This is a genomic window from Pseudodesulfovibrio cashew, assembly GCF_009762795.1.
Taxonomy (GTDB): Bacteria; Desulfobacterota; Desulfovibrionia; order Desulfovibrionales; family Desulfovibrionaceae; genus Pseudodesulfovibrio; species Pseudodesulfovibrio cashew.
Genome location: NZ_CP046400.1, coordinates 1,874,655 through 1,896,055, shown reverse-complemented (window position 1 = coordinate 1,896,055; position 21,401 = coordinate 1,874,655). Strand labels below are relative to the sequence as shown.

At 62.6% G+C, this 21,401-nt stretch carries 16 protein-coding genes; 8 read left to right on the top strand and 8 right to left on the bottom strand.

Going from position 1 to position 21,401, the window contains the following annotated elements:
- Nucleotides 1-34: 34 nt before the first annotated feature.
- Nucleotides 35-691 (top strand): BON domain-containing protein, encoded by a 657-nt coding sequence (locus GM415_RS08520; RefSeq protein WP_158947392.1) that lies wholly within the window; start codon nt 35-37, stop codon nt 689-691.
- A gap of 78 nt (nt 692-769) precedes the next feature.
- Here the strand turns inward: GM415_RS08520 and GM415_RS08515 are convergent, their stop codons facing one another.
- Entirely contained in the window at nt 770-1,696 is a 927-nt protein-coding gene (locus tag GM415_RS08515) for a Gfo/Idh/MocA family protein (RefSeq protein ID WP_158947391.1), read from the bottom strand.
- Between the two features lie 148 nt (nt 1,697-1,844).
- Here GM415_RS08515 and lpxB point away from each other — a divergent pair, with 148 nt between their 5' ends.
- The gene (lpxB, locus tag GM415_RS08510) at nt 1,845-2,981 is read left to right on the top strand and encodes a lipid-A-disaccharide synthase (protein ID WP_158947390.1); all 1,137 of its coding nucleotides are present in this window, start codon (nt 1,845-1,847) and stop codon (nt 2,979-2,981) included.
- Nucleotides 2,982-3,008: 27 nt separating this feature from the next.
- On the opposite strand, the gene GM415_RS08505 is transcribed toward lpxB, so the two are convergent.
- From GM415_RS08505 to msrB, 3 genes are all read right to left on the bottom strand, one after another.
- Nucleotides 3,009-3,818, bottom strand: a complete 810-nt coding sequence (locus GM415_RS08505; RefSeq protein WP_242012417.1) for an MlaA family lipoprotein — start codon at nt 3,816-3,818, stop codon at nt 3,009-3,011.
- Complete coding sequence (locus GM415_RS08500) at nt 3,815-5,110, bottom strand: alpha/beta hydrolase (RefSeq protein ID WP_158947389.1); 1,296 nt, start codon at nt 5,108-5,110, stop codon at nt 3,815-3,817. The genes GM415_RS08505 and GM415_RS08500 overlap by 4 nt, the downstream gene beginning before the upstream one ends.
- A 128-nt stretch (nt 5,111-5,238) precedes the next feature.
- A complete protein-coding gene (msrB, locus tag GM415_RS08495; protein ID WP_158947388.1) occupies nt 5,239-6,351 on the bottom strand; it encodes a peptide-methionine (R)-S-oxide reductase MsrB in 1,113 nt (370 codons plus the stop codon).
- A gap of 225 nt (nt 6,352-6,576) precedes the next feature.
- On the opposite strand from msrB, the gene GM415_RS08490 reads away from it, so the two are divergent.
- Entirely contained in the window at nt 6,577-6,870 is a 294-nt protein-coding gene (locus GM415_RS08490; RefSeq protein ID WP_158947387.1) for a late competence development ComFB family protein, read from the top strand.
- An 85-nt stretch (nt 6,871-6,955) separates the two neighbouring features.
- Here GM415_RS08490 and GM415_RS08485 read toward each other — a convergent pair whose 3' ends face one another.
- Genes GM415_RS08485 through GM415_RS08475 form a run of 3 tightly spaced genes read right to left on the bottom strand, consistent with a single transcriptional unit; the run spans nt 6,956 to nt 11,682 of the window.
- Nucleotides 6,956-10,117, bottom strand: coding sequence for an efflux RND transporter permease subunit (locus tag GM415_RS08485; RefSeq protein WP_158947386.1), 3,162 nt, complete (start codon nt 10,115-10,117; stop codon nt 6,956-6,958).
- 10 nt (nt 10,118-10,127) lie between these two features.
- Nucleotides 10,128-11,192, bottom strand: coding sequence for an efflux RND transporter periplasmic adaptor subunit (locus GM415_RS08480; RefSeq protein WP_158947385.1), 1,065 nt, complete (start codon nt 11,190-11,192; stop codon nt 10,128-10,130).
- A gap of 19 nt (nt 11,193-11,211) precedes the next feature.
- Complete coding sequence (locus GM415_RS08475; protein WP_158947384.1) at nt 11,212-11,682, bottom strand: MarR family winged helix-turn-helix transcriptional regulator; 471 nt, start codon at nt 11,680-11,682, stop codon at nt 11,212-11,214.
- A gap of 106 nt (nt 11,683-11,788) precedes the next feature.
- Between GM415_RS08475 and GM415_RS08470 the strand changes: the two genes are divergently transcribed.
- The 5 genes from GM415_RS08470 to polA all read left to right on the top strand — a co-directional run bounded on the left by GM415_RS08470 (nt 11,789) and on the right by polA (nt 20,475).
- Nucleotides 11,789-14,905 carry a UvrD-helicase domain-containing protein gene (locus tag GM415_RS08470; protein ID WP_158947383.1) on the top strand — a complete coding sequence of 1,039 codons (3,117 nt, stop codon included), beginning with the start codon at nt 11,789-11,791 and terminating at the stop codon, nt 14,903-14,905.
- A gap of 451 nt (nt 14,906-15,356) precedes the next feature.
- The gene (gene cbiR / locus GM415_RS08465) at nt 15,357-16,181 is read left to right on the top strand and encodes a cobamide remodeling phosphodiesterase CbiR (RefSeq protein ID WP_158947382.1); all 825 of its coding nucleotides are present in this window, start codon (nt 15,357-15,359) and stop codon (nt 16,179-16,181) included.
- Nucleotides 16,178-16,687 carry a bifunctional adenosylcobinamide kinase/adenosylcobinamide-phosphate guanylyltransferase gene (locus GM415_RS08460; protein ID WP_158947381.1) on the top strand — a complete coding sequence of 170 codons (510 nt, stop codon included), beginning with the start codon at nt 16,178-16,180 and terminating at the stop codon, nt 16,685-16,687. Before cbiR ends, GM415_RS08460 begins: the two co-directional genes overlap by 4 nt.
- Nucleotides 16,688-16,690: 3 nt before the next feature.
- Nucleotides 16,691-17,686 (top strand): DHH family phosphoesterase, encoded by a 996-nt coding sequence (locus GM415_RS08455; protein ID WP_158947380.1) that lies wholly within the window; start codon nt 16,691-16,693, stop codon nt 17,684-17,686.
- A 161-nt stretch (nt 17,687-17,847) separates the two neighbouring features.
- Nucleotides 17,848-20,475, top strand: coding sequence for a DNA polymerase I (gene polA / locus GM415_RS08450; protein WP_158947379.1), 2,628 nt, complete (start codon nt 17,848-17,850; stop codon nt 20,473-20,475).
- A 140-nt stretch (nt 20,476-20,615) separates the two neighbouring features.
- Here polA and GM415_RS08445 read toward each other — a convergent pair whose 3' ends face one another.
- Entirely contained in the window at nt 20,616-21,146 is a 531-nt protein-coding gene (locus GM415_RS08445; RefSeq protein ID WP_158947378.1) for an AmiS/UreI family transporter, read from the bottom strand.
- Nucleotides 21,147-21,401: the final 255 nt, after the last annotated feature.

Genomic DNA, 21,401 nt, shown 5'->3' with positions numbered 1-21,401 from the left:
ATTCTAGACACTCGACTATAGTATTGTCTTAGTTATGTCTGACCGTTACCGCCATACCACGCTCCTGCCGGGCCTGCTGATCCTGATCATGGGTCTGACCCTGGCCGGGTGCGCCCTGTATCCCGCCGTCCAGGTGGCGGGCGGGGCCATGACCGGCTACGACGCCGTGCACCTGGCGGACGACTACCTGCCGCGCAATTCCGTGGAGGGCGGGGAGTTGACCTGCACCTCGGACCGGATGATGGAGCGCAGGCTGCGCGAGCGGCTGGCCATGGACGGACAGCGTACGGTCTCGGGCCACGTCATCAACGGCGAGGCCTACCTGGTCGGACGCTTCACCAGCCGTTCCCAGGCGGACCGGGCGGTCAAGGTCGCTTCCACCGTGGAAGGACTCCGAATCGTCCACTGCAAATTCTACCCCATGGGTCCGGCGCGCGAAGCCCAGAGCGACCACCTGCTCCTCAAGGAGCTGGCTGGCAGGCTGGGCAAAGCCCGACGGCTGGACAACGCGGACCTCCGAGTGGAGGTCGTCCGCTCCCACGCCATCCTCATCGGACGGGCCGGAACCTGGGCCCAGAAGACCGAGGCCGTGGCCATCGCCAGCGAAGTGGGCGGCATCAGCGACGTGGTCGACTACATCGTGGTCAGCGGCCAGCCCGCATCAGGCAAGGCCAAGGTCGCGGCCAACTGATCTCCCCGGATATCGAATAAAGGAAAAGGCCCGCTCGCGTCTGCGAACGGGCCTTTCTTATGTGATGCCACTTGGTTGCTACTTATTCTCGCCGAGGATGCGCTCGAAGATGTTGAGCACTTCCAGACCGTCCGAGCCCGGGATGGGCACTTCGGTGCCGTTGCGCAGGGCGTTCAGGAACTGGGTCAGTTCCTCCTTGACGGGCTCGCGGAACATGAGCGGCCACTCGCGCACGGAGTAGGACTTGTCGTAGGTGGAGAAGGCCGAGTATTCCTTGACCTCCTGGGTGATCAGGTTGGCGTGGATGTACTTGGACTCGCAGGCCACGCTGATGTTGCGACCCTTGTACGGAGTCACCCAGTTGGTGGAAATGTTGGCGAGTACGCCGTTCTCCATTTCGGCGGTAATCAGCGCGGAGTCCTCGTGCTTGCCGATGGAGGTGGAACAGACCGCGTACACGGACTTGAAATCCGAACCGGACAGATAGCGCAGCAGGTCGATATCGTGGGAACCGAGGTCCTTGATGACGCCGACGTCCTGGATGCGCGGCGGATAGGGACCCACGCGCTCGATCTGGATGGAGATGACGTCCTCGGCATCGCCGATGAGTTCCTTGACGCGGGCGACGGCCGGGTTGAACCGCTCCACGTGGCCGACCATGAGCTTGATGCCCATGTCCTCGGCCTTCAGGACCAGCTCGCGGCCCTCGGCGGCGGTGGCGGCCAGGGGCTTTTCAATGATCAGGTTGATCTTCTTCTCGATGATCTTGAGCCCGGTCTCGTGGTGCAGGCTGGTGGGCACGCACACGGACATGACGTCCAGGTCGTTCTCCAGCAGCTCATCCAGGGAGGTGTAGGTCTTGACGCCGAACTGCCCCTCGACTTCCTTGAGCACCTCGGTGTCCACGTCCACGACGCCGACCACTTCCACATCAGCCATTTCGGTATAGTTGCGCAGATGGACACGGCCCATCCAGCCCAAACCGACTACTCCGACTTTGAACATTATTCTAATTCCTTTATTTCCGTATTGGGTAAATAAGTGACTTCACGTGAGGCCTCTCTACTCGTAAGAAGGCCGGTTGGCAAGCTTGTGCAGCCGGGCCCTGCCGGGGGTTCTTGCCGGGGATAAGGACATGCTGTACTAACTAGCCATGCACACAGGAAATACAGGCCCCATCTGGTTCAGCGTCGGCGAAGCGTCCGGCGACCTGCACGGAGCGGAATTGATGAAGGCGATCAAGAGCGCCGATCCCGAGGCCGCCTTCACGGGCATGGGCGGCCCTGCCATGGCCGGTCAGGGCCTGGACGCCCGCTTCGACATGCGGCTCATCTCCCTGGTCGGGATCACCGAAATCCTCGGCGGCCTGCCCAGAATCCTCCTGTTGCTCAGGCGCATCCGACAAGAACTGGAACGGGTCCGGCCCCGGGCCATCGTCCTGGTGGACTGCCCGGAGTTCAACTTCCGCATCGCCAAGATCGCCAAGCGGCTCGACATTCCGGTCTATTACTATATTTCCCCGCAGATCTGGGCCTGGCGCTCCGGGCGCGTCCACTTTCTGCGCGAACACGTGCGCCGCGTCATCTGCATCCTGCCATTCGAGAAGCCCTTTTACGAGAAATTCGGCGTGGACGTGGACTACGTGGGCCACCCTCTCATGGATGTTCTGCCCCTGGATAAACTGGACGCCCTGCCAGTTGACGAAAACCGCATCGGGCTGTTGCCCGGCAGCCGCAAAAAGGAAGTGGACACCCTGCTCCCGCAGTTCGCCGAGGCCGCCCGCCTGCTGCGCGCCGCGCACCCCGACCTGCGCTACACCCTGGTGCGCGCGCCGGGCATGGATAAAGAACGTCTCCTGGGCCACTGGCCCGAGTCCATCCCGGTGGAGATCGTGGAGCCGGACAACCGCTACGAGATCTTTCGCTCCTGCAAGCTGATCATGGCCGCCTCGGGCACCGTGACCCTGGAAACCGCGCTCATCGGCACCCCGGTCATGGTCGCCTATCAGGTCTCGACCCTCTCCATGCTGGTGGCCAAGCTGCTGGTCAACGTGGACTACATCTCCCTGCCCAACCTGATCATGGGCCGCGAGGTCTATCCGGAGTTCATCCAGGAGCGCGCCCGGGGCGACGTCCTTGCCGAGTGCGCGCAAGCGTGGCTGGACGATCCCGCCACTTACGACAGGCGCAAAAGGGAACTGGCCGACCTGCGGACCATGGTTGGCGAGCTCGGCGCGGCGAACCGCGCCGCGGCCATCATTCTGGACGACCTGCGCGGCCTGGGCCGCTGAGCCGCCCCACCGCCACTTGCCGGACGCTTACCGTTCGATGTCCAGTTCGCGCTTCTTCGTGTAGATAAACCGCACCAGTTCGTATTCGAAGGGAGACCCGGTCTCGTAGTAGGTGAACTTAATGTTGGACCGCTTGTTCAGCAGACGGACCACCAGCTCGGTGTAGGCCACCGATCGGAAATCGCTCACCCCCAGCTTGTCGTAGACATACATCATCTGAAGATACACCAGCAGGGTGTCCCCGCCGAAGCCGAGCGTGTCCCGCACATTGGACGGGCCCATGAACGGCATGACGAAGTACGGCCCCGCGCCCATGCCCCAGACGCCGAGTGTCTGGCCCACGTCCTCATCCTGCCGCTGGAGGTTCTCCGCGCCCGAGGCCGGATCGAACACGCCCAGCAGGCCGAAGGTGGTGTTGATAAGCAGGCGGGAGGTGGTGATGGCGCTCTTGGTCAGCTTGCCCTGCAACAGACAGTTGATCAGGGTCGGCACCTCGTTGGCGTTGCTGATGACGTTTTTGACCCCGGTACGCACGGGTTGCGGCAGGATGAACTCGTAGGTGCGCGTAGCCGGGAGCATCAGGTAGTTGTCGAACAGGGCGTTGAACACGTAGATGTTCCGGTTCAACGGCTCCCACGGGTCGTAGACCTTGAGGAAATCAAGCGAATCGTCGCCCTCGGTGCCGTAGCGTTTCACCGGAGCCTTGAAGCCCGTTTCCGTCAGGGAGGGGACCGGCTCCGGCATGACATGGTCGGTGCGCGCCGCACCACACGCCCACAGGGTCGGGAGCAGCGCACAGATCAGAACCAGACGAAGAAGAGAGACGAACCGGGTCATGGCGTCCCCTCCTGCCCGGCCGGAGCGTCGAGCATGGCGAGCATCCGCTTGACGAAATGGGGGTACATCATGTTCCCGCAGTGGCCGCCCGTGGGATAGAGGCTCGCCCGCCCGCCAAAGACTGACTCGATGAAGCGGATGTCGTTCTCGTTGAGGATAACGTCGTCACGGTTGCCCAGGAGCTCGATCTTGTCGGTCTCGGCCAGATAGCTGCGGATGGCGTAGAGGCTGCACCGCTGAATGAATTCATAGCGGTCCACGTCCGGCTCCAGGTGCCTGACATAGGGCAGCAGGTACTCGTCCATGTAGTCTTCGAAGCTGATGTCGAAGGCGGCCTCGGCAAAACGCATGAGCGGCGTGCCCGTCTTGAGCGGGTAGGCCCCCGGCGGCACCAGGTACTCGGCCCGGAGACAGACGTCGGAGGCGAAGATCATGGACGACGACGAGGCCCGGAAGTCCGTGCCGATGAGCACCCGCAGGTCCGTGCCGTCGAGATCCGTCCGGGTGACCATGTTGTAGAGGAAGTCGTCATCCAGGTCGGTGATTTCCTGCGACTTGTAGTAGTTGGAAAAGATATTGATGATCCGCTGGATTTCTTCTCTGGGCTGCTTGCCGCCGAGAGTCTCCGGATCAAGCCAGGAATCCAGCCGCCGTACCGAGTGATAGAGGCTCACGGGCGGGTTGATCAGCAATGCCTTGCTGAAATGGAAGTCACCGAGTTCGCTGTCCTTGCGGGCGAGAAAAGCGGCGTGCAGCGCCCCGAGGCTGTAGCCGGTGACACGGTAGTCCGTGACCTCGACCTCCCCGGCCAGGTCATCTTTTATCCAGCACATGACCCGGTAGAGGTCGTCCACGTCAAAGGGCACGTATCCTGCCGCGCCGTGCTCCGACACGCTGACCAGAAAGTTCATGTGCGTGGGCGAGGAGAGCGCCACAACATGAAACCCGGCCAGGTACAGGGCGCGGGTCAGGAAAACCATCTTGGCGGACTTGTGCTCGGCCCCTGTCCCGGCGATGACGAAGACCAGCGGAGCCGGGCCGTCGTGCAGCGCGGTTGAGTAGAACATCTCGCTGTCATGCGAAAAGATGTCCGGGATGGTCCGCCCCTTGATCTGAATGGAGCGGATCTTGAGCGGCACTTCGCCCTTTGTGTCATATATGAGGTCCGGGGGCGTGCCGTACACGGTTGCCTGAAGGGGATTGCCAAAGGGATAGCGGTAATCGTCCGCCCCGGCCAGGGCGACGAGCGGCAGCAACGCCGTGAAAAGAAAAGTCAGCAGGAATGCACGCATGGTTCAGTCGGCAATTAGCCTACTCCCGCCTAATTGCCAAGGGGCTTAGAATTCCGGCTTGGTTCCGCAAATGAAAGGGGAACCCGCCCTGCGGACGGATTCCCCCGGCAATGCGTTACTTTCAAGGGTTACTCAAACAACTTGATGAACTCGCCGTAGCCTTCCTTTGCCAGGTCCTCTCTGGGCACGAACCTCAGGGCGGCCGAATTGATGCAATAGCGCAGGCCCGTGGGCTCGGGGCCGTCGTCAAAGACGTGGCCCAGATGGGAATCCGCCGCCTTGCTGCGGACCTCGGTGCGGACGAAGAAGAGCTTGCGGTCCTTCTTCTCCACGATGTTGCCGGACACCAGGGGCCGGGTGAAACTCGGCCAGCCCGTGCCGGACTTGAACTTGTCCGTGGAGGAGAAGAGCGGCTCGCCGGAGACCACATCCACATAGATGCCCTCACGCTTGTTGTCCCAGAACTCGTTCTTGAACGGCGGTTCAGTGGCCTCGTTCTGGGTCACGTCGAACTGCATGGGCGTAAGACTGGCCTTGAGCGCGGCCTCGTCGGGCTTGACGAAGCGCTTGGCGTCAGGCTCGGGCGTGGCCTTGCGCGCCTTGGGCTTGGCCTCGTCGCCCCAGGTGTCCTTCACGTACCGGTCGCGGCCCGAGAAGTAGCGGTAGGTCTTGTAGCGCGCCGGATTCTTCTTGTAGTAGTCCTGATGATACTCCTCCGCCGGGTAAAAGCTGGTGAACTCCAGAATGGACGTGACCACCGGCTTGCCCAGGCGGCCGGACTCATCCAGGGCCTTGGCCGAAGCCTCGGCTATCTCGCGTTGCTTTTCATTGTGGTAGAAGATGGCCGACGTATACTGAGCCCCCCGGTCTCCGAAGGAACCGCCCTCGTCAGTGGGATCGAAGTGCTTCCAGAAGTGGTCCAGCACCTCGGCGTAGCTGACTACGGCGGGGTCGAAGAAGACCTGCACGGCCTCCCGGTGCTTGGTATTGCCGCCGGAAACCTGTTCGTAAGTGGCGGTCTCGGCCTTGCCGCCGGCATAACCGGATATGGCCCGGACCACGCCGGGGAGCTTTTCCATGTCCGATTCAACGCACCAGAAGCATCCGCCCGCCAGGGTGGCCACTTCCAGCTTGGCATCTTCAGTCATGACACCCTCCTGTTGCGCGTGTCCGGTAACGGCGAGCCCCGCCACGAACACGACAAGGGCCAGAATGGCCCAGATTACTCGCTTCATGGTCATGGTCGCCCCCCTTGTTATCGATAATAGATTTCATTCTCATATTATAGGAGTATGCCCGCAATACAGGGCTGTCAACCCGGACCACCGCATTTCCCGAAACCGTCACAAAAAACGGAATTACGGGACATCCCCGTTATCCACCGGATTGCATTGCGTTTCAGACCCAAAACGGGTTATCCTTTCCACATCGACCCCACGCAGAAAACCCGCCGGAGGGAAACGGACATGTCGAAGCCCAAGCTGGAGATCAAGGGTGTGGACGTCAGCAAGATCGCCAACCGCAACGAGCGCAAGGTGGCCAAGCTGATTCCGGAAATACTTGATGAATACTACGAGGACTACATCTTCGAGCCCCTCGACATTCAGGACATCTACGCCCTGAGCCTCAACCTCATCCCCGCCCATTACGTGCAGCAGGGATCGATCGTCCTGTCCAACCGACTCTCGGATTACGAACTCAAGTCCAAAATCCGGGACGCCGTGGAGCGGGTCCTGGATCATCCCACCCGCGCAGAATAGCACCCGACCGAAAAAACAAGAAACGGCGCACGCCATTATGGCGTGCGCCGTTTCATTATGCGTCGCGTCGTATCCTGACGAATTGCTACTCCGTGCCACCACCCTGCTTCTCCATGCCGATGAAAAACATCAGCAGTGCCGGGATGACGAAGACCGTAAACACCGTGGACAGGGCCAGGCCGCCCAGGACCACCGCGCCCAGACCACGATAAAGCTCGGAGCCGGGGCCGGGAGCCACGGCCAGGGGCAGCATGCCGAAGACCGAGGTGGCGGCGGACATGTAGATGGGCCGCAGCCTGGTCCGCGTGGCCTCCAGAACAGCCTCCTTGTGCTCCATGCCGTGCTCGCGAATATTGCCCAGGGACTGGTGGACGATGAGAATGGCGTTGTTCACGACCACGCCGATGAGGATGACGAACCCGAGCATGGTCAGGATATCCAGCGGCTGGGGCGCGATGAACCAGTTCTCCAGCTTGAGGCCGAGAAATCCGCCCGCCCCGGCCAGGGGCACGGTGAAGAGAATGATCAACGGGTAAAGGAAGTTACCAAACAGTGCGGACATGAGCAGATAGGTGATGACCAGGGCCAGAAGGAAGTTCCACTGCAACGCCTCGCGGGTCACGGTCAGCTTGTCCGCCGCGCCAGAGAGGCGCACCGTAAGCCCGTCCAGCAGCCCCATCCCGCGCACTGCGGGCACCAGCTTGTTCTGGATGGTCTCCATGGCCTGCTGCAACGGCATGGTCGCCGGCGGCGTCACCTGAAGCGAGATGGTCCGCTGCCGCTCAAGGTGGCGAATCTGGTTCATGGAGTTGGTGCGTTGAATGCGCGCCAGGGAAGAGACCGGCACGGCCCAGCCCTGGGGCACGGCGATGAGCGAGGAGTCCAGCTCCTCGGGCGTGGTCACGTCCTTGTTGGAGCCCTTGAGCACCAGGTCGATCTTCTTCTTGCCCTCCTCCTTGAAGTCGCCGATGTCGCGGCCGTCCAGGATGACGTCGATGGCCGTTCCCAGATCCTCTGTGGAGAGGCCCGCGGCCCGGACGCGATCGCGATCAGGCAGGAAGCGCACCTCTGGATAGAGGAGCTCCAGGGAAGGCACCGGGCGGACCTGAGAGCCGGGTATTTCCTGCATGGCCATACCGAACATGGTTCCGGCGGCGGCCACGATATGCTCCAGGCTGGCGCCGGAGATATCCACGTCGATGACGCGGCCCTTGCCCAGCCCCTGCTCGAAGATGGACGCCTGGATGGAGACGCCGAACATGCCGGGGATGGAGTTGAGGATGCGCGAGAAGAACGGGGTCAGCTCGCCCGCCCGTTGCTCGTCGTTGGAGATGGCGCCGAACAGGTTGATGGTCGGGGCCGAGACGTAGAAAATGTCCTTGATGCCGGGCAGGCCGTCCACGGACGTGTCCATGTTGGGCGCGGCCTGGTCGAAGACGTAGCGTCCGATGTCGAGCCGTTCCGCATAGGACAGGCCCGGCGGCGGGATCAGGATGTTGATGACCAGGTTGCGGTTACCCTGCGGCAGGTACTCCATCTTGGGGAAGAAGGACCAGACCATCAGCACCGAGGCCAGGGTCAGGGAGACCACGGTGACGATGCGGCTGGAGGGCCGGGAGATGGCCTTGTCCAGCAGGGACATGATGCCGTCGGAAAGCCTGCCGCCCAGAGCGGTCAGCGGGAGCATGGCCCGCTTGGCCAGGGACAGGGAGGCGGGTTTGCGCGGGCCGCCGTCCCCTTCTCCGCCGCCGCGCCTCTCGGCGATGCCGTAGAACTGCTTGGCGAGCATGGGAATGACCAGCACCGAGACGAAGAGCGACAGGGAGATGGCGCAGGTGACCGCGATGGCGATATCCTTGAAAAGCTGCCCGGCCTCCTGCTCCATGAAGACCACGGGCAGAAACACGGCCACGGTGGTCAGGGTCGAGGCGAGCACCGCGCCCCAGACCTCGCTGGCCCCGTCATAGGCGGCGGCCATGGCCTTCTTGCCCATGCGCCTATGCCGGTCGATGTTCTCCAGCACGACGATGGCGTTATCCACAAGCATGCCCACCGCGAACGAGATGCCCGCCATGGACACGACGTTGAGCGACCGCCCCGCCGCCGCGAACATGATGAATGCGCCCACGATGGATATGGGAATGGCCACGGCCACGATGATGGTCGAGGAAAAGGATTGCAGGAACACGAACAGGACCACGATGGCCAGGATGGAGCCGATGATGATGTTCTGCTTGACCAGGTCGATGGCGCCCTCGATGTAGGGGCGCTGGTCGTACACCCAGTCCAGGGTGACGCCCTCGTCCTTGAGCTTGTCCGCGTTGAGGCCGTCCACCACCTTTTCCACCGCGTCGGTCATCTCCAGCACGTTGGTGCCCGACTCCGGCTTGATGCCGATGGCCATGGCCTCCTCGCTGTTGTGGAGCATGGCCACGGTGGCCTTTTCATAGCCGCGCCGGACCTCGGCCACGTCGGCCAGGGTGAAGCGGTACTCGCCGGACGAGGACAGGACCACGGACTCGATGTCCTCCGGGGACTTGAACTCGGCTGGCGTGCGGATGCGGTAGTCGCGACGGCCCACGCCCAGTGAACCGGCGGAGATGGAGACGTTTTCCGCCTTGAGGATGGAGACCAGCTCGGGGATGGTCATGTTGTAGGCGGCCAGCTTGACCGGGTCGAGGATGATCTGCATCTCCTCCTCGCGCCCGCCGCCCACGAAGAGGTCTGCCACGCCCTTGACGCGCTCCAGGTACTGACGGACCTCGTTTTCGAAATAGGTGCGGTAGGTCTGTACCTCCCGCTCGTTGCCCGGCAGGGTCTTGAGGATCAGCCAGATGACCGGCGAGGTGGACGCACCCGTGGCCGAGACCACGGGACGCTTGGCGCTGTCCGGATATTCCGGAACCTCGTCCAGCTTGTTGGAGACGCGCAGCAACGCGGAGTCCACGTCCGTGCCGATCTCGAACTTCAGGGAAAGCTCGGCCAGGGAGTTGTAGCTGGAGGAATCCATCTCGATGAGACCGGGGATACCCTTAAGCACCTTCTCCTGCTCCTCCACGATGTCCCGCTCGATCTCGTAGGGGGTCGCGCCCTGCCAGGTGGTCGACACGGTGATGACCGGCTCGGTCACGTTGGGGGAAAGCTGATAGGGCAGCGTGGCCAGGGCGATGCCGCCGAACAGGACCACCAGGATCACGCCCACCAGCACGGCCACGGGCTTGTCGATGGAAGCTTTGACGATATCCATGTGTTCCCGCCTACTGCTTGAGGGGCTGGGGCGCCACGGCCTGGCCCGGCCGCAGCCGTTCGTTGCCCTTGACCACGATGTCCATGCCCTCCTGGAGCTTCTTGGACTTGACCCCGGCAGAGAGGCCCCGGAAGCCGACCACGTAGACCGGCATGGGCACGGCCTTGCCGTCGAGCACGGCCCAGACAACCTGCTGGCCGCGCGCGCTGATCACCGCGTCGCGGGGCACGATCAGGGTATTGCCGCCCAATCCCTTGGGCAGGACCACGCGGGCTTCCATGCCCTGGGCAAGCGAGCCATTGTTTTCCACCCGGATCTTGACCGGGAAGGTGCGGGTGGCCACGTCGCCCTTGGGCACCACGGCAAAGACCTCGCCGGGCAGCTCGGAACCGGCCACTTTCAGCCCCACCTTCAGGCCGGGCTTGACCACGCCGAACGCCTCCTTGGGCGCGTTGACCACCACCTCGAACTCGTCATCGCGGGCGGTGACTGCCACCACGGAACCGATGGACATCCACTCGCCGCGGTTGGCTTTGACGTCGATGACCACACCGTCGTAGGGAGCGCGGATCTTCTTCTTGGCCGCTTCCTCCAGCAACCGGTCCACGGTGGCCTGCTTGGCCTCGTACTGATACTGGAGGCCGTCGGCGGTGAGGCGCTTGGAGTCGAACTCGCCCTCGGCCACGGACCGCGTCTTGAACAGGGCGGCCACGCGCTGGTGCTCCAGCTTGGCGGACTCGAACGCCGCCTTGGCCTGTTGGGCAAGGGCCCGCGCATTGCGAATGGACTTGTCCAGCATGGAGGAGGATAGCACGACCATGACGTCGCCCTGCTTCACCCGCTGGCCGTCCTTGACCAGAATTTCGGTGACCTTGCCCGTGACCTCCGATGCCACGTTGGAAATTTCCGTGAAATAGACTGTGCCGATAAACTCGGACTGGGGCGCCATGTCGCCGGATGTGACCTTGGCGACCACCACGGGAGACGGCGGCCGGTCCCCGCCCTGGGCCGATGCGGACGCGGCGAACGCCAGGACCGCCAGCAGCAACAATGTGACACGCAAACATGCTTTCATGGATGTACCCGTTTTCCGGTTAGACTTTTTCACTACAGCAGTTTTCGATTTCCAGTGTCGGCTTGATGATATCCCAGAGGACGCGCTTGCACACGGCCAGATCCTCCGGGTCGATATCCTTTTCCACTTCCAGGCGGTTCTCGATGGCCAGGTCCGCCGTGGCCTCAATGAGCCTGCGTCCCTCGTCGGTGATGAAAAGATGTTTGACCCGCCGGTCGTGTTCATCGGCCACCCGCACGAGCAGCCCGCGCTTCTCCAGCGCCGCAACCAGACGGCTGACGCCGGTCTTTTCCTGGGAAAGGATTTCACACAGGCGGCCTTGGGTCAGGCCGTCCACCTTGTACACGGGAATGAGCGCACGCCACTGCTCAACCGAAACGGAAACTCCCGCTTCGGTGAACCGGGCGGTCAGGTCGCCGGCAATCAACCTGGCCACTTTCCAGGCCAGAAACCCCAGCGACTCCCTCGGATTCAACTTGTCTATTGCCATGGCAGTGGTTGTATGTGCAACAAAACAGTGCGTCAACGTCTTTCTGTCCCGTCTTGACCGGGGTTGCGGGTTGCAATAATGCCGGTATGCCTTTACTGTTCCGGCTATGGAACGATTTACCGCAGACCTTCACATCCACTCACGTTTCTCCAGGGCCACCAGCAAAAACCTGACCATCCGCAATCTGGCCGCCTGGGCCGCCATCAAGGGGCTCAACGTGCTGGGGACGGGAGATTTCACCCACCCCGAGTGGCTGGCGGAGATCGAGGAGCAGCTCGAAGACAACGGCAGCGGCCTGTTCGTGCTGCGGGACGACACCGGCCTGGAGCGGGAAATTCCCACCTACGACGGCCCGGTTCCCGGGCGCACGCGCTTCATGCTCCAGACCGAAATCAGTTCCATCTACAAACGCGGCGGAAAGGTGCGCAAGGTCCACAACCTGGTATTCATGCCCGATCTGGACGCAGTGTACCGGTTCAACGAAAAGCTCGGCCAGGTGGGCAACCTGGCCTCGGACGGCCGCCCCATCCTCGGCCTGGACTCGCGCGACCTCCTGGACATGGTCCTGGAGTGCCATCCCCAGGCCTTTCTGGTGCCCGCGCACATCTGGACTCCGTGGTTCTCGCTCTTCGGCTCCAAGTCGGGCTTCGACTCCATCAAGGAGTGCTACGGCGACTACTCCCAGGAGATCTTCGCCATGGAAACCGGCCTCTCCTCGGACCCGGAGATGAACTGGACCTGGAGCGAACTGGACCGCATCAAGCTTATTTCCAACTCCGACGCCCACTCCGGCGAGAAGCTCGGTCGCGAGGCCAACTTCTTCCGTGGGGACATGTCCTACGAGGGCATCTACCGGGCCCTGCGCGGCGAGGGACTGGGGCACAAATTTCTCGGCACCGTGGAGTTCTTCCCCGAGGAGGGCAAGTACCACATGGACGGCCACCGCAAGTGCGGCGTGGTAATGGACCCCCACGAGACCCTGGCCCGGGGCGGCATCTGCCCGGTCTGCGGCAAGCCGGTCACCGTGGGAGTGTACAACCGCGTACTGGAGCTGGCCGACCGCCGCGAGCCGGTCAAGCCTGCCGGAGCCGCCAATTTCGTCTCGCTGATCCCGCTCAAGGAGGTCCTGTCCGAGGTACTCGGCGTGGGCCCGGCCTCCAAGAAGGTCAACCTCCTGTACATGAAGCTCATCCGCGCCTTCGGCAGCGAGCTGGACATCCTCCAGCGCGCCCCGGTGGAAGACCTCAACCGGCACTCCTGCTACCTGGGCGAGGCCATGACCCGCATGCGCGAGGGCAACGTCATCCGCAAGCCGGGCTTTGACGGCGAGTTCGGCAGGATCAGAGTCTTCAACGACCGCGAGCGCTCCCAGATCATCAACGGAGCCACTCTGGTGGAGATCCCCCGGCCCCAGCGCAAGGAGCCGGGCAGCAGGGAGGCGGTCGTCGCCTGCCCCTCCATCGCGCCGCCCAGGGAGGAGGAAAAGCCGCTCACCTACAACGCTGCCCAGCAGGCCGCCATCAACGCGGGCCCCGGCCCCGTACTGGTCCTGGCAGGGCCGGGCACGGGCAAGACCCAGACGCTCATGGGCCGGGTGACGCGGCTCATCGACGAGGGCGAGGTCCCCAGGCGGATTCTGGCCCTGACCTTCACCCGCAGGGCCGCTCAGGAGCTGCGCGACAGGATGAAGGCCGTGCGCGGCGAGGGCACCGACCTGCCCCAGGCGGGCACGCTGCACTCTCTCTGCTTCGACTACTGGAAGCACGCCTACAACGAGACGCCCATCGTCCTGCCCGAGGCGGCGGCAAAAAAACTTTTCGCGGACGTCAATCCCGAGCTGTGCGGCAAAAACCTCGACCACTGGTGGAACACCTACAACCTGGGCCGCGAGCAACTGGCCGACGTGCCCGACGCCCTGGCCGAGGCGCACATCAACTACGGCAACCAGAAGAACCACTGGGACCTGGTGGACTACACCGACCTGCTGGAATTCATGCTCGAACAGTCCGGCGCGCCCACCTTCAAGATGCCCTACCGCCACGTGCTCGTGGACGAAGTGCAGGATCTCACCCCCCTGCAACTGGCCGTGATCCGGGGCATTGCAGGGGAATCGGGCCGGGGACTCTTCTGCATCGGCGACCCCAAGCAGTCCATTTACGGCTTCCGGGGCGCAGTGGGCGACGTGGCCGACCGCCTTGCCGAAATATGGGAGGATATGGAGACCGTCACCCTGGGCGAGAACTACCGCTCGGGCCAGAAGATTCTCGACGGCTCGGCCGCGCTCTTCCCCTTCGAGCCCAGGTTGAGCGCCAACCGGAATATCGACGCCACTATTCACTTTTTCGAGGCCCCGGACGGACTCCGCGAGGCCAACTGGATCAGCGACAAGATCAAGGGACTCATCGGCGCCACTTCCCACTCCATCTCCGACGCCGAAGGCCACGGCGACCTGGCTCCCGGCGACATCGCGGTGCTGGTCCGGTTCAAGGCCCTCATTCCCATCCTGGAGAAGGCCCTCAAACGTGCAGGCATCCCCTGCTCCACGCCGGAGCTGGACGGCTTCTGGCAGGAGCCGCGCGTGGCCGACATCCTGCGCACGGCCCAGCGCTTCCTGGGCATGACCCTGGACGCGGACCCGGATAACGAGGAAAATTTCATCGACGTGCCCGAGCATATTCTGGCCAAGGGCCCCGTGGGGCTGGCCGCCTACCTGGCCGAGACCCCGCCCTTCGACCAGTTCTTCTGGGAGAGCCGCCAGTTCAAGGAGCTGAAGCGAGCCTTCGACCAGCGCGGAGGCTGGCAGTCGCTGATCAACTGGGTCTCCCTCCAGACCGAGCTGGAGCTGGTCCGCCGCTCCGCGGAAAAGGTCCAGATCATGACCCTGCACGCGTCCAAGGGGCTGGAGTTCGACGCCGTGTTCCTGCCCGCCTGCGAAGAGGGCATCCTGCCGTTTGCCGGCATGTCGCTGCTCACGGCGGACATCACCCTGACCCCGGGCCGGGGCCAGCGTTTCCCGGAGGAGCGCCGCCTCATGTACGTGGGCATGACCCGCGCCAAGCGCAACCTGTACATCAGCCGCGCCGACAAGCGCCAGCTCTACGGCAAAACCCTTACGCTGCCGCCGTCACGCTACCTGCGGGAGATCCCGGAGGAGCTGGTGACGCGGTCCACGCTCGCGGCGAAAAAGGTGACCAGGGAAAAACAGCTCGGACTGCTCGATTAAAAAGCCGTCCTGAAAAAGAAGGGGATCGGAAACGCCGACCCGCAAGAGGGGTAATTACTCGTTTCCTTGAAGGGTAAAAAAGAGCTTGTATGCTCGTCCCGCACCGTAGGTGCGAAAAAGGGGATGCAAGGGGCTCAACCCCTTGCCCGCCGGAGGCGAAATCAAAAAACCATCGCCGCCGAACGGCGGCTTCAGTTTCTGATTTTTTCCGTAGGGACTTAACAACATGGTTCCCTAGAAAAACATGCGGTACAGGCTCCGCTCGTACACCAGGCAGACTCCCCGGGCAGCGACCCTGGGGACGCCCAGACACCGCAGCCGACAGAATACATGCAGCGGGTTGAGCCTGTGTTGGCAATAATCTCGAAAAGTCTTCATAACAATAGCCTCACGACGGTTTTGCTTTGACCTGAAGGCTGCAAACCCCATGCCTGCGAAACGTTATCCAACAATGACCGGCAATTCACGCAAGAGCCCTGACGGCAAGAGGGCAAATTCTGCTCTCGGCAGACACAAAACCGACACACCTGTCCGAAAAACCCGGACAGACCGTTTCCCGTTCACTGTGGCCGCGCCCTCCTTTGTCATTCCCGCCGGAGTGGCCGAGAACAGTCGTCACCTTGCCGAGCGGTACGAAGAGATCGGACTGCTCTTCTTCGAGACCGAGTCCTGCCTGGCCTACACCGGGGACGACCTGCCCCCGGACCTTGCCAAGCTGCCGGTTTCGTGGCACGTCCACATGCCGCTCGACCTGCCGTGGCGGGACGGGCTGGACGCGGCCTGGTCCAAGTTGGCCGGACTCGTCGCAAAGGCGAGCTACCTGTCGCCGCGCTGCTGGGTGCTCCATCCGCCCACGGAGCCCGACATGCTGGTCCCGCTGGCGGCCAGATTCCGCGAGGCCGGGATCGACCCGGCGGACGTGTTGCTGGAGAACGTGGAGGAGAGCGACCTGGCGGCTCTCTGGCCCGAGGCCCGGGAGGGAGGATACTCCACCTGTCTGGACCTGGGACACATCCTGGCCTATGGCCAGCATCCGGTGCTCGAACTGGACGGGCTGTGGGACACGGTTCGCATGCTTCACGTATACGCGCCCGGTCCGGGTGGTAAGCACCTGGGCCTGGCCTGCCTTGACCCGGAAGGGTGGACTCTCCTGCGCGCCATGCTCGCCGCGTTCAAGGGAGACGCCGTCACCCTGGAAGTGTTCGACGACCGGGCCCTGGCCCTGTCCGTGGACCTGTTGGCGGAACACCTGAACCAATGGAATGGTAAAAAATGATCACGCTTGTTCTCGGCGGCAACAAATCCGGCAAATCCGACTTTGCGCTCCAATTGTTGGCGCAATGCGATGGGCCGGGGCTGTTTATCGCCACAGGCAAGGCCCGGGACATGGAATTTCGAGAGCAAATCCGGCTTCACCGCCAAAGCCGGGGCCCCGGCCTGGAGGTCATGGAGGTGGGCGGGGGGTTGCCTCAAGCGCTCAAGCAGGCTAAATTGTCGTTTCCGTCCGTGTTGGTGGATTCCCTGGACTACTGGCTCTTCGCCTGCCGAGAGGCAGGAGACGAAGAGGACAAGGTCCGGGAATTGCTTGAAGTCCTGGGGGACTGGGGGAACACGGACCTGATACTGGTCTCATGTGAGGCCGGGCTTGGACCGCTGCCCGGAGGGAGCGGAGTCCGTGCGTTCATACGGAGTCTGGGCGCGCTCAATCAGGGCGTGGCCAAAGCGGCCAATCAGGCGTTCCTGGTGGCCGCAGGACTACCGTTAATCCTGAAACAGGGATAGTTTGTGGCACTTTTCAGACAGCTGGACGAACAGGTGGAGCAGTTGCTCTCCCTCTTCAGCAAAGAAGACAACTGGCTCATCCTCATCAACGCCGACCCGGACGCCCTGGGTTCGGCACTGGCGCTCCGTCGGATCATGGCCCGCAAGGTGAATAACGCGGCCATCGCGCAGATCAACGAGATCAAGCGGCCGGACAACCTGTCCATGATCCGCTATTGCCGGATACCGACCCAGAAACTGATCCCCAACCTGGCGGCCCAGTTCGATAAGTTCGCCCTGGTGGATTCCCAGCCGCACCACAATCCGGAGTTCAAGAACTTTGAATTTTCGGTGGTCATCGATCATCATCCCCTGGACCAGGAGAACCTCGTCCAGGCGGATTTCGTGGACATCCGGCCCAAGTACGGCGCGGTCTGCACCATGATGACCGAATATCTCTACAACATGAAGATCCGTCCGGCCAAACTTCTGGCCACGGCCCTCATGTACGGCATCCGCTGCGACACGCGCACCTTCGAGCGCAAGTTCATCGACGCGGACATGGCCGCCTTCAAGTACCTTTCCAAGTTCGCGGACTCCAAGCTGATGAACCGCATCAGCCGCAGCGAATTCCACCTGGACTGGATGCGCTATTTCTCACGCGCCTTCTACAATCTCCGGCGCATCGGCCAGGGCCTTTTCGCCCACTGCGGCAAGGTGGAGAACCCGGACATCCTGGTCATCGTGGCCGACTTCTTCACCCGGGTCCACAACGTGCCCTGGGTAGTGGTCTCGGGCACTGCCGACGACAAGCTCGTTTGCATCTTCCGGGGCGACGGCCTCAGGCGCGACATGGGCTCCATGGCCCAGAAGCTCATGAACGGGCTGGGCAGCGCGGGCGGCCACAAGGAAGCGGCGCGGGCCGAGGTCGAACTCAAGGAGCTGGGCGACGAAGACCCGGAAATCTTCATGCTCAAACGGCTGGGCCAGGGCCGAAAAAAGACCATCAGGCGCATCTGATCCAGAAAGCACAGGAAACAGGGTACTCCCGGCTGCAACGCCGCCCAAGCCCGTTTCGCGGCGCGGAACGGGCCGTCCGCCTATTTTCCCGGACGATTGCCTTTTTTCACCGGCCAGCGTAGATTCCCTGCCACCAATAACAACCTACGACCCCGAGCAGAATGTCTCTCAAAGAACGCCTCAATTTCGACAAGGAACCCGTCTACCTCATTGACGGAACGGCCCTGCTCTACCGGGCCTTTTACGCCCGAGCCGGGCTGTCGCGCTCCGATGGCTTCCCGACCAACGCCATCAACACGGTGCTGCGCGTGCTCATGAACCTCATCCGGGACGAGCAGCCCAGCCACGTGGCATTCGTCATGGACGGCAAGGGCCCCACCTTTCGCCACGCCGCCTACGACCAGTACAAGGCCCAGCGCCCCGCCATGCCCGAGGCCCTGGCCGAACAGATCGAGCCGGTCAGGCGCGGCGTGGAACTGCTCGGCGTCAAGCTCCTGGTCTCCGAGGGAGTCGAGGCGGACGACTGCATCTGCTCCCTGGCCGCCCGGTACAAGGCAGACCGCCCGGTAATCATCCTGGCCTCGGACAAGGACCTCAAGCAGTGCCTGGACCGGGATGTGGTCATGGTCAGCCAGAACGGCCGCAACGAGACCATCCACACCCTGGAGAGCTTCCGCGAAGCCGAGGGCATGGAGCCCGCCACCTGGCCGGACTTCCAGGCCGTTATCGGCGACTCGGCGGACAACATCCCCGGCATCCCCAAGGTCGGCCCGGTCACGGCCCGCAAGATCTTCGACGAGACCGGCCCCACCCTGGAGGACCTCCGCGCCAACTACACCCGGCTGCCCGAGAAGCTCCAGGCCAAGATCGAGCCCGAGCTGGACAACATCTTTCTCTACCGACAACTGACCCGCATGAAGCCCGACTGCTGCGACGAGCCGGTGAACACCTTTGCCCTGCGCGACCCCGAGCGCGACAAGCTGCTCGCCTTTCTGGAGGAATACGAGCTCAAGGGGCTCGAGCGCATGGTACCCAGACCCGCCGAGAAAAAGGCCGCTCCCATGGCGGCCGCAGACGGCGGACAGTATTCCCTGTTCGGAGCTCCCCAGGCGGAACTCGACGAGGAGAATGAGTTCAAAGTCGTCGAGACGACGGACGTCACAACCCTGCCTTCCCTAGCGGGCGAAGACGTGGGGCTCGTGTTCGAGGACGACACCCTCTTCCTCGGGCTCGAGGGCAAGGAATATCGCTACACCGGGCCGCTCCCGGCCCTGATCCGTGCTCTGGAACACGCCTCGGTCATCGCCACGCCGTCTGTGCAGGAACTGCTCCGGGCGGACGACGCCTGGGGCCATATTCTTTCTTCCCAATGGTTCGACCTCAGCCTGGCCGCCTACCTCCTCGACCCGGAGATGAGAAACTACGTCTGGCCGCGCCTGCGCCTCTCCCTGTACCAGGACGCCCGGCCCGAATTTGCCGAAGCCGCGCAAAATCTTCACCGGCAGTCCCAGGGACTGGCCGCGCTGGCCTACATGCAAGGCATTCAGGGCCAGGTGCGGACCGCCCACCTCGGACCGCTCATGCGCGACCTGGAGATCCCGCTCATCCCGGTACTGGTGTCCATGGAGAAGGCGGGCATCACCATCGACCTGGGCGCGTTCAGCGACTTCCTGGACGACGTTTCCGACCAACTGGCCGAACTGACCCGCTCCATAATCGGCCACGCCGGTGAAGAGTTCAACATCCGCTCCAGCCAACAACTGGCCGTGGTCCTGTTCGACACCCTGGGCATCCAGGCGGGGATCAAAACCGCCACCGGCATGCGCTCCACCGCCAACCCGGTGCTGGAGAAAATCCGCGGCGCTCACCCCATTGTGGAGGATATTCTCGAATACCGCATGCTGGAAAAGCTGCGCTCCACCTACCTGGAGCCCCTACCCAAGCTGGTGGACGAGGATTCGCGCCTGCACACCAGCTTCAACCAGCTGGCCACAGCCACCGGACGCCTCTCCAGCTCGAAGCCCAACCTCCAGAACATTCCCATCCGGGGCAAGTATGGCCCGCGCATGCGCGCCTGCTTCACCGCCGCGCCGGGCAACAGCCTGGCCGCCGCCGACTACTCGCAGATCGAGCTGCGCGTGCTCGCCCACTTTTCCAAAGACCCGGCCCTGCTGGACGCCTTCCGCAACAATGAAGACATCCACTCCCGGACCGCCGCCCTGCTGGCCGACAAGTCCGTGGACGCGATTACCCCGGACGAGCGGCGCAACGCCAAGACCATCAACTTCGGTCTGATCTACGGCATGGGCGTACAAAAGCTGGCCCGCGAGCTGAAGATCACCCAGAACGAGGCCAAGGAATTCACCGAGCGCTATTTCGAAAAGCTCGCAACCCTCAAGGGATACTACGACTCCATCATCAAGGACGCCGAAACCGACGGCTTCGTGACCACCCTGGCCGGACGCCGTCGCCTGCTGCCCGAGCTGCACTCGCGCAACAACATGCAGGCCAGCGAGGCACGCCGCCAGGCCGTGAACACGGTCATCCAGGGCACCGCCGCCGACATCATCAAGATGGCCATGGTGGCCGCCTACGGCGACAAGGAGTTGAAGGCTCTCGGCGCGCGGCTTCTGCTCCAGGTGCACGATGAACTGATCATCGAGGCCCCGGAGGCGAATATCGAACAGGCAGGCGCGAGGCTGGTAGAGATCATGCAGCAGGCAGCCAAGCTCGACGTCCCCCTCAAGGTGGACATGGGCGTAGGCAGGAACTGGGCCGAGGCGCATTAAAACAGACCGTTCTCAATGCATTGAAATAAAACGAGAATAGTTGTTTTCAACCATTCTCCTCATCTCTTCACGATATAAGGAAAGGGCGCTCCCCGGTCGGAGCGCCCTTTTGTGTGCGGTCTGTGCCTGTCGACGCCCGATTAGAAAGGCAGGGTGCCGGCGGTCATCAGGTAAAAGGCGGGAATCCACAGCCCGATCGGGACCCAGATGAGCAGGGACCAGGCCACAACGCCGGGGTTGAGTTTACCGTAGAAAGCCATCCAGACTTCCAGGGTCAGCACGGTGTAGCCAACGCAGGCCATGGCCAGGTACATGCTCGGAGCCACGAGACGAGTGCCGTCGGGCATGACAGGACCGCCGTAGTAGAAACAGAGAGCGTAAATGGCGGAGATGAGGGCCACGGTCAGGCTGACGTTACCCACCGAACGCAGGTCTTCCAGGCCGGTCAGCAGGGCGTAGCCCACGCAGCAGTAGAGGATGCCATGGGCGAAAAGCAGCCCTGCAGTGAAGGCGTCTCCGAACACGGCGGCCTGCAGGATCGCCCCAAAGACCACAATGACACCGACCAGGGCGGACACGGCACCGGTTCCTTTGGGTTCGCCCTTGCCGATGTTCAGCAGGGCCACGGGAATCCACATGACAGCAATCAGTACGAGAAGCGCGGTCGTCATATCGACGAAACCTCCTTGTTTGAGGCAAGCCACCGCTCTCCAGACAGTTGAGCGACACCTTCCCTCGTGAGCGGCAACCCTTCCAACCTCGTACTATGCCGGTTCATGCGTAGGAGTTTCAGTTCGATGCACACTGCCACAATTACTGCATCATGTACACATCAAAATACATAAAACCGGTCAATTACAATAAAATGATCTTATATTAACCGTTGTTATGTTTTCCAAACGGACGTTTTACGTTGTTACTGCTAT

Coding starts and splice junctions, on each gene's coding strand:
- GM415_RS08520 (WP_158947392.1), top strand. CDS start 35: ATGTCTGACCGTTACCGCCATACCACGCTCCTGCCGGGCCTGCTGATC.
- GM415_RS08500 (WP_158947389.1), bottom strand. CDS start 5,110: ATGCGTGCATTCCTGCTGACTTTTCTTTTCACGGCGTTGCTGCCGCTC.
- GM415_RS08515 (WP_158947391.1), bottom strand. CDS start 1,696: ATGTTCAAAGTCGGAGTAGTCGGTTTGGGCTGGATGGGCCGTGTCCAT.
- polA (WP_158947379.1), top strand. CDS start 17,848: ATGTCTCTCAAAGAACGCCTCAATTTCGACAAGGAACCCGTCTACCTC.
- GM415_RS08505 (WP_242012417.1), bottom strand. CDS start 3,818: ATGACCCGGTTCGTCTCTCTTCTTCGTCTGGTTCTGATCTGTGCGCTG.
- GM415_RS08445 (WP_158947378.1), bottom strand. CDS start 21,146: ATGACGACCGCGCTTCTCGTACTGATTGCTGTCATGTGGATTCCCGTG.
- cbiR (WP_158947382.1), top strand. CDS start 15,357: ATGACCGGCAATTCACGCAAGAGCCCTGACGGCAAGAGGGCAAATTCT.
- GM415_RS08470 (WP_158947383.1), top strand. CDS start 11,789: ATGGAACGATTTACCGCAGACCTTCACATCCACTCACGTTTCTCCAGG.
- GM415_RS08485 (WP_158947386.1), bottom strand. CDS start 10,117: ATGGATATCGTCAAAGCTTCCATCGACAAGCCCGTGGCCGTGCTGGTG.
- GM415_RS08475 (WP_158947384.1), bottom strand. CDS start 11,682: ATGGCAATAGACAAGTTGAATCCGAGGGAGTCGCTGGGGTTTCTGGCC.
- lpxB (WP_158947390.1), top strand. CDS start 1,845: ATGCACACAGGAAATACAGGCCCCATCTGGTTCAGCGTCGGCGAAGCG.
- GM415_RS08490 (WP_158947387.1), top strand. CDS start 6,577: ATGTCGAAGCCCAAGCTGGAGATCAAGGGTGTGGACGTCAGCAAGATC.
- GM415_RS08460 (WP_158947381.1), top strand. CDS start 16,178: ATGATCACGCTTGTTCTCGGCGGCAACAAATCCGGCAAATCCGACTTT.
- GM415_RS08480 (WP_158947385.1), bottom strand. CDS start 11,192: ATGAAAGCATGTTTGCGTGTCACATTGTTGCTGCTGGCGGTCCTGGCG.
- msrB (WP_158947388.1), bottom strand. CDS start 6,351: ATGACCATGAAGCGAGTAATCTGGGCCATTCTGGCCCTTGTCGTGTTC.